Source organism: Pseudomonas sp. lyk4-R2A-10, assembly GCF_030209075.1.
In the GTDB taxonomy this organism is placed as follows: Bacteria; Pseudomonadota; Gammaproteobacteria; order Pseudomonadales; family Pseudomonadaceae; genus Aquipseudomonas; species Aquipseudomonas glycinae.
Genome location: NZ_JARVSR010000003.1, coordinates 352855 through 365266, shown reverse-complemented (window position 1 = coordinate 365266; position 12412 = coordinate 352855). Strand labels below are relative to the sequence as shown.

Here is a 12412-nt window from a genome sequence, read left to right as displayed (position 1 = left end):
TTCCGAAACCCCAATTGCGAAAGCAGTTGGGGTTTTGTTTTGCCCGCAGGAAAGTGCCTGGAGAAACCTCCAGCCGTCTCGACCGGAACCATTGGGGAAATCCTTCTGAAATGACCGCCCGGTTTTTGGTATGGTGCAGCTCGTTTTTTAACGGACTGATGTCATGCCCAAGGATCGGCGCTTATTTTTTGTCAAAGAGTGGCTGCAGAAATGCCTGAACCCATCCCTATCAAGGACCACGAAAAAGAAACGCGGCTGGTCAACAAACGCCTGATCGCCTGTGCCTTGTTCGTTTTCGCCATCAGTTGTGCCCTGGTGGTACGCCTGTACATCCTGCAAGTCGTCGAGTTCGATTACCACTCGACCATCTCTGAAAACAATCGCGTCCATGTCCTGCCGATCCCGCCGACACGCGGCCTGATTTACGATCGCAACGGCGTGTTGCTGGCCGATAATCGTCCCAGCTACAACCTGACCATCACCCGCGAACGGGCGACTGACGTCAATCAAGAGCTGGATGAAGTCATCAACCTCCTGCACCTGCCCGCCGAAGACCGCGCAGTCTTTGACAAAGCCATGAAGCAGTCGCGTCATCCGTTTACACCCGTAACGCTGTTCTATGAGCTAACCGAAGAACAGATCGCCGTGCTGGCAGTTAACGAGTTCCGTCTACCGGGCCTGGATGTCGAGCCACAATTCGTTCGTAACTACCCGTTGGGTGCGCACTTCGCACACTCGATCGGTTACGTTGGCCGTATCAACGAAAAAGAATCCAAAACCCTCGACTCCGTCGAATACCGTGGCACCCAATCCATCGGCAAGACGGGTATCGAACGCTTCTACGAGCCACAGCTGCACGGCCACGTCGGTTACGAGGAGGTAGAGACCAACGCACAAGGTCGAGTACTACGGGTCCTGAAACACACCGATCCAATACCAGGCAAAAACATTGTCCTGAGCCTCGACGTCAAACTCCAGGAAGCCGCCGAAGCCGCACTGGGCGACCGTCGCGGCTCGGTCGTTGCACTGGACCCCTCTACCGGCGAAGTGCTGGCCATGGTCAGCAACCCGAGCTTCGACCCCAATCTGTTCGTGACCGGTATCAGCTCCAAGGAATATTCCGCGCTGCGCGACTCCATCGACCGTCCGCTATTCAACCGCGTGCTGCGCGGTCTGTATGCACCCGGTTCGACGATCAAGCCGGAAGTGGCCATCGCTGGCCTCGACGCCGGTGTCGTCACTCCACAAACCCGAGTCTTCGATCCGGGCTACTACCAACTGCCGGATTTCGACCACAAGTATCGCAACTGGAACCACAGCGGCGACGGTTGGGTAGACATGGATGCAGCGATCATGCGGTCCAACGACACCTACTTCTACGACCTGGCGCACAAGCTCGGCATCGATCGCCTTCACGACTACATGGCGATGTTCGGCCTTGGCGAGAAAGTCTCGCTCGACATGTTCGAGGAGTCACCGGGCTTGATGCCGTCCCAGGCGTGGAAGCGCGCCACCCGGCGTCAGGCCTGGTTCCCCGGCGAAACCGTGATCCTCGGCATAGGCCAGGGCTATATGCAAGTCACGCCGCTGCAACTGGCTCAAGCCACCGCACTGATCGCCAACAAGGGCGTCTGGAACCGTCCGCACCTGGCCAAGACCGTCGACGGTGTGGCGCCGGTGGACGAGCACCCGATGCCGAACATCCTGCTCAAGGATCCGCGTGACTGGGAGCAGGTCAACCACGGCATGCAGATGGTGATGCACGATGCCCGCGGCATTGCTCGTGCGGCAGCGGCCGGTGCGCAATACCGCATCGCCGGCAAGAGTGGTACGGCGCAAGTGGTGGCGATCAAGCAGGGTGAGCGCTACAACCGCGAGAAAACCCTCGAACGTCACCGTGACAACGCCTTGTTCGTTGGCTTTGCGCCCGCCGAACATCCGAAAATCGCGATCTCGGTAATGATCGAAAACGGCGAGGCTGGTGGCCGAGTCGCAGGTCCGGTGGTGCGGCAGATCATGGACGCCTGGCTACTCGACCAGGACGGTCACCTCAAGCCGCAATACGCGGCGCCGACCAAAGCGCCGGGCGATCCTCACGTGTAACCCGCTAAAGCTTCACAGCACAGGCTCACGCAAGCTGAGCATGTGCTGGAAGCTGTCGAGGAATACCGTTTCCGCCTGAGTCATCTTCTGCTCGCGGTTCCACAGCAGCTGAATATCGAAATCCACCACCCCATCCTCCGGCGGCAAGCGCCACAGCAAACCCTGTTCGACATCCCGTCGCACCAGGTGAATCGGCAAGCAACCAATCCCGAACCCCGCACAGATCAGGCGATAAATCTCTTCGAAACTGGTGGAGGAAGCAACGATCTTGCCGGTAAACCCCTGCTGGTCACGAAACAGCGTCAATGGCGAAAGATTGCCACCGAGCTGATCGCTGGTGAAGCTGACGAAGTTCTCCGCCGCCAGTTGCTCCAGCGTCAGATTCTGCTGCCCGAACAATCGATGTCGCTGTCCGCAAAAGTACGCATAGCGCTCACGAAACAGTACCCGTTGCTCCAACCTTGGTTGGGGCAATCGACACAGTCCGACCCCCACCGTAGCAGTCTTTTGCAGCAATGAACTGATGATGTTCGAGCTGCCCATCACCTCGACTTCCAGCTCGATTTTCGGGTGAGTTTCGTGGAAGTCCGCAAGAAACTCATCGTAATGCCGCGCCTGAACGCCACTGACGGTGAGGATACGGATCTTGCCCACCACGTCGTCATGGCGATTCTCGACCACGGTGCCCAGACGGGAAATATCCCCATAGATGTCCGCCGCAATCCGCAGGACTTCCTCCCCGGTTTCCGTCAGATCAAAGCGCCGTCCGCTGCGCGCAATCAACACACAATCCAGTTGTTCCTCGAGACGTTTCAACGCCTGGCTGACGGCTGATTGGGTGATGTGCAATCGCGCAGCAGCACGGCTCATGCTGCCTTCCTGACCGATCACCAGATACGTGCGCAGCAGGTTCCAGTCCAGCCGGTCATTGAGAAAACGCCGACCGACCCAAGGATTAGCAGTAGAAGTCATGTAGTAGTCACGCTAATAGTAAAGATAAGTTTTTGAAAATTGACTAATCCTGTCACGGAAGCGATAAAGCCCACAAGCGCCACAGAGCGCGACCGTCAGCCGCCTCGATACCTGCCCAAAACTATAAATACACAGGGTTCTTGCATGCACACCACCGCTCAGCCGCGTCGCGCCGCGGCCGCTGCCTTCATTGGCACGACCATCGAGTTTTACGATTTCTACATCTACGCCACCGCCGCCGCACTGGTGCTCGGGCAAGTGTTCTTTCCCAGCAGCGATCCGGTGACCAGCACACTCGCGGCGTTCGGCAGTTTCGCCGTCGGCTTCATCGCCCGCCCGATGGCCGGCATGGTGTTCGGACATCTGGGTGATCGCCTCGGTCGCAAGAAAATGCTGCTGGTGACCATGGCACTGATGGGCCTCGCCACCGCCGGTATTGGTCTATTGCCGAGCTACGCCAGCGTCGGCATCTGGGCGCCGATCGGGTTGATCGTATTACGCCTGATCCAGGGCATCTCCGTCGGCGGCGAGTGGGGCGGGGCGGTGTTGATGGCCAGCGAACACGCCCCGGCCAAACGCAAAACCTTTTACGCCTCGTTCGCCCAGCTCGGCAGCCCGGCGGGTTTGCTGCTGGCGTTGATCGCGTTTCGACTGGTGACGTCGCTGTCCCCGGAAGACTTCCTCGCCTGGGGATGGCGTCTGCCGTTTCTTGCCAGCGGCGTGCTGATGATGGTCGGTCTGATGATCCGTTCCGGGGTGCATGAATCGCCGGAATTCGCCAAGGCCAAAGACAACAACGAAACCGCCAAATACCCGGTGAAAGACGTGATCCGTCAGTGCTGGCGGCAGATCCTGTTTGCTGCCGCCGCCGTCACCATCGGCTCGGCCGGGTTCTTCTTCACCAACACCTTCATGATCACCTACGTCACCCAATATCAGGGCATCCCAAGGGCGACCATTCTCGACAGCCTGTTCCTGGTGACGATCATTCAATTGCTCTCGCAACCGTTGTCGGCACTGCTCGCCGAGCGCATCGGCGAGGGCCGATTCCTGATGCTGGTGGCGTTGCTGTGCACGGTCACGCCGTACCCGATGTTCCTGCTGGTCGGCACTCAGAACATTCTGTTGATGACCCTCGGCATCGCCGTCGCGGTGGTGATTCTCTCGGCCCTGTACGCGGTGATCGCCGGGTACATGACCCAGGCCTTCCCGGTGCATCTGCGCTATTCGGGCATCTCCATCGCTTACCAACTGAGCTGCGCAGTAGCCGGCGGCACCACGCCGCTGATCGGTACGCTGCTGGCCAGCAAGTTCTCCGGGCAGTGGCTGCCATTGGCGGTGTTCTTCACGTTGCTGTCGGCCCTGTCTCTGATCGGTGTCTGTGGCCTCGCACGTCTGCGGGCCAACCCGGTCACCCTTCATACCAACAAAGAGGTGTATTCGTGAGTAAGCCCGCCCACATTGACCCGATCGAATGGCAAGCCCGTTGCGAGCTCGCGGCGCTGTACCGCCTGATCGCGCACTTTCGCATGACCGACCTGATCGACACCCACATCACGCTGCGGATTCCGGGGCCGGAGCATCATTTCCTGATCAATCGCTACGGGGTGATTTTCGACCGCATGCGCGCTTCCGATCTGGTGCGCATCGATCAGGACGGACGCATCGTCGACCCTGAATACGCCGGGCATCGGGTCAACGCTGCCGGCTTCGTGATCCACTCGGCGATCCACATGGCGCGCCCGGATCTGAACTGTGTGATCCACACTCACACCGCCGCCGGCATGGCCGTCGCTGCGCAGAAACAAGGCCTGCTGCCGATCAGTCAGCACGCGCTGAAGTTCTACGGAAAACTCGCTTACCACACCTACGAAGGCATCGCCTTGTCGCTGGATGAGCGCGAGCGGTTGATCGCCGACCTCGGCCCGCATCGGGCGATGATCCTGCGCAATCACGGTTTGCTGGTCGGTGGTTCTGGGGTGGCCCAGGCGTTCCAGGAAATCCACTTTCTGGAGCGCGCCTGCCAGGCCCAGGTGCAAGCGCTGGCCGGCGGTTGCGAGCTGCATTTCCCGTCGCCGGAAGTCTGCGCCCACACCGCCGAACAGTTCGACCGCGATGAGCAGGACAACATCATCGACCTGGCCTGGGAGGCCGCACTGACCCTGATCGAATCCCAGCGCGAGTCCTATCTGTCATGAACACCGTTGCACTGATGTCCCGCGATACGCTATTGCTCAAACAATTGCAGGAAGCCTTTGCTCGCCGTGCGCCGCAGCTTTCGGCGGTGCTGGCTGACGATCCCCGGGCGGTGAATGCGCAGATCGCAGCGTGCTGGTTTCCGTTGTCGGACAGCCTCGCCGCGTTGCCCAATCTGCAAGTGATTCACTCGGTCGCCGCCGGCATCGATCACCTGGAGCACGATCCGTCATGCCCGGATCTGCCGGTGTGCCGGGTGGTCGATCCCGGCCACCGCCAAGGTATGACCGAGTACGTACGCTGGGCGGTGATTCATTTTCATCGCGGCTTCGATCAAGTGCTGGAGCAACAACGCCAACAGCATTGGGAGCGACCGCTGCAACGCCCGGCCCATGAGTTCCGGATCGGTGTGATGGGGCTCGGCTCGCTCGGCAGCGCGATCGTCCAAGACCTGGCCAGTGCCGGTTACGACGTGCGGGGCTGGGCGCGGAGTAGCAAGAATTTGCCGGGCGTGCAGACCTACGCCGGCATCGACGCCTTCAATCCGTTCCTCGAAGGCGTGGAGTTGCTGATCAACCTGTTGCCACTGACTCACGAGACGCGCGGCATCCTTAATCGCCAGACGTTCGAGCGTCTGGGCAATGGCGCGGCACTGGTCAACGTCGGACGCGGCGGTCATTTGAATATCGACGATCTGCAACAAGCGCTGGCCCGTGGAAAACTGCGCGGTGCGCTGCTCGATGTCTTCGAACAGGAACCGCTGCCCGCCGATCATCCGTTGTGGAAAACTCCGGGCGTGACCATCACCCCGCACATGGCCTCGGCGGCGTCTCATGACTGCATTGCGGAGCAGATCGCCGAGAACTTCCGCCGTCTGAATGCCGGTGAGCCTTTGCTCAACAGCGCGGATCGGCTACTCGGTTACTGATCCGCCAGACAGGCCTGCAAGCGTTCGATGAACAGCGTCTCGGCGCGGCTCATGCGCTGCTCGCGATTCCACAGCAGATGAATGTCGACATCGGCAATCCCCTCGTGGGGCGGCAGGCGCCAGAGCAATCCGGCCTCGACGTCCGCCGCCACCACATGCTCCGGCAAACAACCGATACCGAACCCGGCGATCACCAGTCGCCGCACCTCTTCCAGGCTTGGCGAGGAGGCAACGATGCGTCCGCTGAAGCCCTGTTGATCGCGAAAAATCGTCAGCGGCGAGAGCATGCCGCCAATCTGGTCGCTGGTGAAACTGACGAAGTTCTCACGCTGCAGATCGCCTTCGCCGATGTCCTGTCGGCCAAACAGCGCGTGGTGTTTGCCACAGAAAAACGCATAGCGTTGACGCAGAAACAGACGCTGTTCCAGACGCGGTTGCGGGCGGCGATTGAGGCTCAGGCCGAGGGTCGCGGTTTTCTCCTGAAGGGCGCTGACGATGTCCGAACTGCGCATCACGTCGACCTCCAGATCGACCCGTGGATACAGCCTATGGAAGTCGGCGAGGAAGTCATCGAAGCGATCGGAAAAGATCCGACTGATGATCAGCAGTCGCACCTTGCCGATCACTTCGTCGGCCGGTTGCTCCAGCAGGCTGCTGACCTGGGACATCTGCCCGTAGATCTCGCCGGCCAGTTCGAAGATCTGCTCGCCGACTTCGGTAAGGGCAAAGCGCGGGCCGCGCCGGGCGATCAGCTGGCGACCCAGTTGCTCCTCAAGACGCTTGAGCGCCTGGCTCACCGCCGGTTGCGTCAGGTGCAGACGCGCGGCGGCGCGGCTGATGCTCAGCTCCTGACCGATCACCCGAAAGGTGCGCAACAGGTTCCAGTCGAGGCGGTCGTTGAGCAGGCGCTGGACGTCGCGTTCGGCCATGGGATTTCTCGATTATAAGGAAGGGTAATACTCGGAATAATAAATAGAAAATTGACTAATCATAGCCCCGGGACGATAAATCACCCCACGACAGGCGCCGCCAGAGCGCCTTGGATTTACGTTTTCCTCCTGCCAAAAAAACAATCAAAGGAGCCCGACCCATGAAGCCCCACGCTTCGAACCAGCCGCGCCGTGCGGCGGCCGCAGCCTTCATCGGCACCATGATCGAGTGGTACGACTTTTACATCTACGCCACCGCCGCCGCGCTGGTGTTCGGCGCGCTGTTCTTTCCCTCCGACGATCCGCTGTTCAGCACCATGGCCGCGTTCGGCACCTTCGCCGTGGGCTTCTTTGCCCGGCCATTGGGCGGGATCATTTTCGGTCATATCGGCGACCGCATCGGCCGCAAGAAATCCCTGATCATCACGCTGTTGATGATGGGCGTGGTCACGGTGTGCATCGGTCTGCTGCCGACCTACGCGCAGATCGGCGCGACGGCTCCGGTGCTGCTGATTCTGCTGCGTATCGTCCAGGGCATCGCCGTCGGTGGCGAGTGGGGCGGGGCGGTGTTGATGGCTGGCGAACATGCGCCGAAGGGCCGGCGCAATTTCTTCGCTTCGTTCGCGCAACTGGGCAGTCCGGCGGGTTTGATTCTGTCGCTGCTGGCCTTCAGCGCGGTGACCCGTTTGCCGGAAGAAGACCTGATGAGCTGGGGCTGGCGCCTGCCGTTTCTCGCCAGTGCGCTGTTGCTGCTGGTGGGCCTGGCGATCCGACTGGGCGTGAACGAATCGCCGGAATTCCTCGCCAGCCGCGAGCAGGCCAGCAAGCAAATCAAGAATGAACAAGCGCCGGTGATGGAAGTGTTGCGCACCGCGTGGCGTCCGCTGTTGCTGTGCATCGGTGCCAACACGCTGGGCATCGCCGGGGTGTATTTCACCAACACCTTCATGATCGCCTACACCACTCAGCAACTGGCACTGCCGCGTTCGTTGATTCTCGAATGCCTGTTCTTCGTCGCGATCATCCAGTTCTGCGTCCAGCCGCTGGCCGCGTGGACGGCGGAGAAGATCGGCGCGACGCGTTTCCTGTGCCTGGTGTCGCTGCTGGCGATGGCCTCGCCGTACCCGATGTTCGTGCTGGTCAGTTCGGCCCAGGCGCCGCTGATCATCCTCGGCATCGCGCTGGCGGTGGTGTGCATGGCCTCGTTCTACGCAGTGATCGCCGGCTACGTCAGCGGCATGTTCGAGACCCGCGTGCGCTACACCGCGATCTCGCTGGCCTATCAGATTTGCGGCGCGGTGGCCGGTGGGCTGACGCCGCTGATCGGCACGATGCTGGCGCACAAATTTACCGGGCAGTGGTGGCCGATGGCGGTGTTCTACAGCCTGATCGCCGGCATTTCGCTGGTCTGCGTGCTGTCTCTCGCTCGTCGTCACGCCAACGTCCATCGCGCGGAAATGGCCCGTGCCTGACCCGGAATCTCAGGAGAACCTCATGTTGAAAATCAATGGCGAACGCCTGTGGGCGAGCCTGATGGCCATGGCCGAAATCGGTGCGACAGCCCGAGGCGGCAGCTGCCGTCTGGCATTGAGCGACGAAGACAAGGCCGGTCGCGAACTGTTCGCCCACTGGTGCCGCGAAGCCGGCATGACCCTGAGCGTGGACGCCATCGGCAACCTGTTCGCCCGTCGCGCCGGCACCGATTCGGACGCCGCGCCGGTGATGATGGGCAGCCACCTCGACACCCAGCCCGAAGGCGGGCGTTTCGATGGCGTCTACGGTGTACTCGCCGGTCTGGAAGTGGTGCGTTGCCTAAACGACCAGAACATCCAGACCCGCAAACCGCTGGAAGTGGCGGTGTGGACCAACGAAGAAGGCGCGCGCTTCACCCCGGCCATGTTCGGCTCGGCGGTGTTCACCGGGATCATGGATCTGAACGCCGCGCTGACGGTACGCGATATCGATGGCATCAGCGTCGCCGATGCTTTGCAGCGTACCGGTTACGCCGGTGAGCGTCCGTTGGGCGGCGCGGTGGACGCGTATTTTGAAGCGCACATCGAACAAGGCCCGATCCTCGAAGACAACGCCAAAAGCATCGGCGTGGTCACGGGCGGTCAGGCGATCCGCTGGCTCGACGTGCGCGTGGAAGGCATGGCTGCCCACGCCGGTACCACGCCGATGCCGCTGCGCAAAGATGCGCTGTACGGCGTGGCGCGGATGATTCAGGCGATTGAAGGTCTGGCGGCGGATTTTGCCCCCGAAGGTCTGACCACGGTCGGCGAGTTGAGCATCAATAAATCCTCGCGCAACACCATTCCGGGGCTGGTGAATTTCACCGTCGATCTGCGTCATCACCGCGACGACGCCATTGCCGCCATGGAGCAACAGGTCCGCGCCCGGTTGCAGGCCATCGCCGATGGCCGAGGCCTGAACCTGACGATCACCCAGCACTGGAACAGCCCGGCCACGCCGTTCGACGCCGAATGCGTGGCAGCCGTGCAAGAAGCGGTGGATGCGCTGGGCTACGCTCAGCAGTCGATTGTCAGCGGCGCCGGGCATGACGCGATTCACCTCGCGCGCTACTGCCCGACGGCGATGGTATTCATCCCGTGTGTTGGCGGCCTGAGCCACAACGAAGCCGAAGACGTGTTGCCCGAAGACGTGAAGCAGGGCACCGATGTATTGCTCAACGCCGTGCTGGCCCGCGCCGGTCGAATCGAACAGGAAGCCTGAACCATGCGCAGTTTTTTCCACCCCGAACAATTGCTCCACCATCCACGCAGCTATTACTCGCGCGGGCAGATGCGTACGCCGCAGGAAGTTCCCGAGCGTGCGCAACGTCTGGTGCAGGCCGCCCACGGTCTGGGCTTCAGTGTCGAGCAACCCGCCGATGCCGGTCTCGCGCCGTTGCTGGCGGTGCATGGCGCGCCGTATCTGACCTTTCTTCAGGAAGCGCACGCACGCTGGAAGGAAATCCCCGAAGACTGGGGCGATGAAGTGATGTCGAACATTTTCGTCCGCGAGCCCAACGCTTTGCGCGGCATTCTCGCCCAAGCGGCGCGCTATCTGGCGGACGGCAGTTGCCCGGTCGGCGAGCAGACCTGGCGCTCGGCCTACTGGTCGGCGCAAAGCGCAGTGGCCGGGGCGCAGGCGTTGATTGATGGCGAGCCGGCAGCCTACGCCCTGTGCCGTCCGCCGGGGCATCATGCCCGGGCCGAAGCGGCGGGCGGTTTCTGCTACGTGAACAACGCAGCGGTGGCGGCGCAGGTGCTGCGCGACAAGTTTGAAAAAGTCGCGGTACTCGACACCGACATGCACCACGGCCAGGGCATTCAGGAGATTTTCTACGACCGCGATGACGTGCTCTACGTCTCGGTGCATGGCGATCCGACCAACTTCTATCCGGGCGTCGCCGGGTTCGCCGACGAACGTGGCAGCGGCGCGGGGGAGGGCTTCAACCTCAACCTGCCGATGGCCCATGGTTCAAGCGAAGCGGATTTCCTTGGGCAACTGGAAGTCGCTTTGGCTGCCGTGCGCGAGTTCGGCGCTGAGGTGCTGGTGCTGTCGTTGGGCTTCGATATCTATGAGCTGGACCCGCAAAGCAAGGTCGCTGTGACCCGCGAAGGTTTTGCAGCACTGGGCGAGCGGATCCGCAGCCTGGACCTGCCATGCCTGATCGTGCAGGAGGGCGGCTATCACCTGGAAAGTCTCGAAGACAACGCACGGGCGTTTTTCGTGAATGCTGAGGTGTGGCAGATCTGAAATTGATGTGATCCGACAGGTCGCCATCGCTGACAAGTCAGCTCCCACAGGGGTTTGTGCAGTTGCAGTTTTTTGTGATCGACACAAAAACTGTGGGAGCTGGCTTGCCAGCGATGAGGCCTTCAATAACTCTGGAAGATCAGGCTCCGGGCACCGGGCAGCTCATGTCACCTTCCTCACACTTCAAATACTGCTTGAGCGCCTCGGTTCGCGTCTTTGTCACTGAGGTGATGCAATTGTTGTAGATCAACGGATAAACACTCCCGCCTGCCACCCCGGATGCCGAAAACTTGCACTCGGTATCGCGAAAGCCGATCCACGCCCGTTGCGCGCTCACCAGCAGTTTCTTGCCATCAGGGTTGTCCTTCAACCGAGCGGTAATCTGCTGATAAACCGTATTCAACTCCTTGTCCGCCGCCTTGTTTTCCTGCGCGGCGCACTGGTTCATGGTGGCCTGATCGCTGGCATTAGCGCAGTCCACGGCAGCGTGAGCAACGGAAGTGAAAAGAAAAGGCGTCAGGGCCAGAAGCAGGCGTGGGGACATGAGTCATCTCGCTTTGATGAATGAACGTGCCGGGCAGTTTAGCGACTTCATGGCGCTAAGAAGGTGTGCGATGTCTGGATGCGTTGAGCAACCGTTCGGCAGTCGCGGCGATCTCTTCTCCGTCATGCAGCTTTTCCAGCCACCCGGACGGGATTCCCTGCACACCATAATGGGCGCCGGCCAACTGGCCGACGATGGCGGCCGTGGTGTCTGCGTCATCCCCCAGATTGGCCGCTCGCAGGACGGCTGCGGCAAAACTGTCGGTGTGGTGGAAGCACCATAACGCCGCTTCCAGGGATTCGACGCAGTAACCGCTGCCGCGAATGTCGCGCTCGGTCTTGTGCAGGTACTCGCCCTGGGCAATCGCCGCGACCTTGGACTGGCTGAAGGCTGTTGGCGGCAGGGTGCGCAGTTGCGCTTTCGATGCGCCTTCCAGGGCCTTGCCGAGCAGGTCGGCAAACAGCTGGCAGCATTCGATGGCCTCCGGTGCCGCGTGCGTGGTGCGCGAACTGTCGGCGGCGAATCGCCTGATTTTCCGGGCATCGGGGAAATAAAACAGAACCACGGGCACCAGTTGCATCAACGAGCCATTGCCGGCACTGTGCGGGTCAGTAGAGCCGGCAAACGGCTCTCCGGTGTGTTGATAGCGATCCAGCGCCTGACTCACGGTCATGCCGATATCGAAGCATTCGCCGGTCGAACTCAGATAACCCCATTGCCACCAGTTCAGATAGCGACCCATCTGGTCAGCGGCGTCGAAGCCGTTTTTGTTAAGCAGACTTTCCGCCAGGCACAACGCCATCGAGGTGTCGTCGGTCCATTGTCCGGGCTTCAGGCGAAACGGCCCGCCACCGGCCATGTCGGTCAGGGGCTGGAAGCTGCCGCGAGGCTGGAATTCGACGCTGGTTCCCACGGCATCGCCGCAGGCCAGGCCGAGCAGGGCGCCACGGTAACGTTCGGGGAGGGAGGGCTGCATGA

The 12412-nt window shown here is 61.2% G+C and carries 11 protein-coding genes; 7 read left to right on the top strand and 4 right to left on the bottom strand.

The features are described from left to right. Positions 1-210: 210 nt before the first annotated feature. Complete coding sequence (mrdA, locus tag QRN46_RS07595) at positions 211-2103, top strand: penicillin-binding protein 2 (RefSeq protein WP_011335218.1); 1893 nt, start codon at positions 211-213, stop codon at positions 2101-2103. Positions 2104-2115: 12 nt separating this feature from the next. On the opposite strand, the gene QRN46_RS07590 is transcribed toward mrdA, so the two are convergent. After that, entirely contained in the window at positions 2116-3075 is a 960-nt protein-coding gene (locus QRN46_RS07590) for a LysR family transcriptional regulator (RefSeq protein WP_011335217.1), read from the bottom strand. Positions 3076-3219: 144 nt separating this feature from the next. Here QRN46_RS07590 and QRN46_RS07585 point away from each other — a divergent pair, with 144 nt between their 5' ends. The 3 genes from QRN46_RS07585 to QRN46_RS07575 are packed head-to-tail and all read left to right on the top strand — an operon-like array spanning position 3220 to position 6199. Continuing rightward, positions 3220-4521, top strand: a complete 1302-nt coding sequence (locus QRN46_RS07585; protein ID WP_011335216.1) for an MFS transporter — start codon at positions 3220-3222, stop codon at positions 4519-4521. Continuing rightward, positions 4518-5273, top strand: a complete 756-nt coding sequence (locus QRN46_RS07580; protein ID WP_011335215.1) for a class II aldolase/adducin family protein — start codon at positions 4518-4520, stop codon at positions 5271-5273. The genes QRN46_RS07585 and QRN46_RS07580 overlap by 4 nt, the downstream gene beginning before the upstream one ends. Beyond that, a complete protein-coding gene (locus QRN46_RS07575) occupies positions 5270-6199 on the top strand; it encodes a 2-hydroxyacid dehydrogenase (protein ID WP_011335214.1) in 930 nt (309 codons plus the stop codon). Before QRN46_RS07580 ends, QRN46_RS07575 begins: the two co-directional genes overlap by 4 nt. On the opposite strand, the gene QRN46_RS07570 is transcribed toward QRN46_RS07575, so the two are convergent. Next, positions 6193-7128, bottom strand: coding sequence for a LysR family transcriptional regulator (locus QRN46_RS07570; protein WP_011335213.1), 936 nt, complete (start codon positions 7126-7128; stop codon positions 6193-6195). The genes QRN46_RS07575 and QRN46_RS07570 overlap by 7 nt on opposite strands. Positions 7129-7289: 161 nt before the next feature. Here QRN46_RS07570 and QRN46_RS07565 point away from each other — a divergent pair, with 161 nt between their 5' ends. The 3 genes from QRN46_RS07565 to QRN46_RS07555 are packed head-to-tail and all read left to right on the top strand — an operon-like array spanning position 7290 to position 10890. Next, positions 7290-8600, top strand: coding sequence for an MFS transporter (locus tag QRN46_RS07565; RefSeq protein ID WP_011335212.1), 1311 nt, complete (start codon positions 7290-7292; stop codon positions 8598-8600). Between the two features lie 22 nt (positions 8601-8622). Continuing rightward, positions 8623-9861, top strand: a complete 1239-nt coding sequence (locus QRN46_RS07560; RefSeq protein WP_011335211.1) for a Zn-dependent hydrolase — start codon at positions 8623-8625, stop codon at positions 9859-9861. A 3-nt stretch (positions 9862-9864) separates the two neighbouring features. Beyond that, a complete protein-coding gene (locus QRN46_RS07555) occupies positions 9865-10890 on the top strand; it encodes a histone deacetylase family protein (protein WP_011335210.1) in 1026 nt (341 codons plus the stop codon). 139 nt (positions 10891-11029) lie between these two features. On the opposite strand, the gene QRN46_RS07550 is transcribed toward QRN46_RS07555, so the two are convergent. Both QRN46_RS07550 and QRN46_RS07545 read right to left on the bottom strand, forming a co-directional pair. Beyond that, entirely contained in the window at positions 11030-11434 is a 405-nt protein-coding gene (locus tag QRN46_RS07550) for a lysozyme inhibitor LprI family protein (RefSeq protein WP_011335209.1), read from the bottom strand. Positions 11435-11489: 55 nt separating this feature from the next. After that, the gene (locus QRN46_RS07545) at positions 11490-12410 is read right to left on the bottom strand and encodes an ADP-ribosylglycohydrolase family protein (RefSeq protein WP_285354461.1); all 921 of its coding nucleotides are present in this window, start codon (positions 12408-12410) and stop codon (positions 11490-11492) included. Positions 12411-12412: the final 2 nt, after the last annotated feature.

Coding starts and splice junctions, on each gene's coding strand:
- QRN46_RS07555 (WP_011335210.1), top strand. CDS start 9,865: ATGCGCAGTTTTTTCCACCCCGAACAATTGCTCCACCATCCACGCAGC.
- QRN46_RS07575 (WP_011335214.1), top strand. CDS start 5,270: ATGAACACCGTTGCACTGATGTCCCGCGATACGCTATTGCTCAAACAA.
- QRN46_RS07570 (WP_011335213.1), bottom strand. CDS start 7,128: ATGGCCGAACGCGACGTCCAGCGCCTGCTCAACGACCGCCTCGACTGG.
- QRN46_RS07590 (WP_011335217.1), bottom strand. CDS start 3,075: ATGACTTCTACTGCTAATCCTTGGGTCGGTCGGCGTTTTCTCAATGAC.
- QRN46_RS07565 (WP_011335212.1), top strand. CDS start 7,290: ATGAAGCCCCACGCTTCGAACCAGCCGCGCCGTGCGGCGGCCGCAGCC.
- QRN46_RS07585 (WP_011335216.1), top strand. CDS start 3,220: ATGCACACCACCGCTCAGCCGCGTCGCGCCGCGGCCGCTGCCTTCATT.
- QRN46_RS07550 (WP_011335209.1), bottom strand. CDS start 11,434: ATGTCCCCACGCCTGCTTCTGGCCCTGACGCCTTTTCTTTTCACTTCC.
- QRN46_RS07545 (WP_285354461.1), bottom strand. CDS start 12,410: ATGCAGCCCTCCCTCCCCGAACGTTACCGTGGCGCCCTGCTCGGCCTG.
- mrdA (WP_011335218.1), top strand. CDS start 211: ATGCCTGAACCCATCCCTATCAAGGACCACGAAAAAGAAACGCGGCTG.
- QRN46_RS07560 (WP_011335211.1), top strand. CDS start 8,623: ATGTTGAAAATCAATGGCGAACGCCTGTGGGCGAGCCTGATGGCCATG.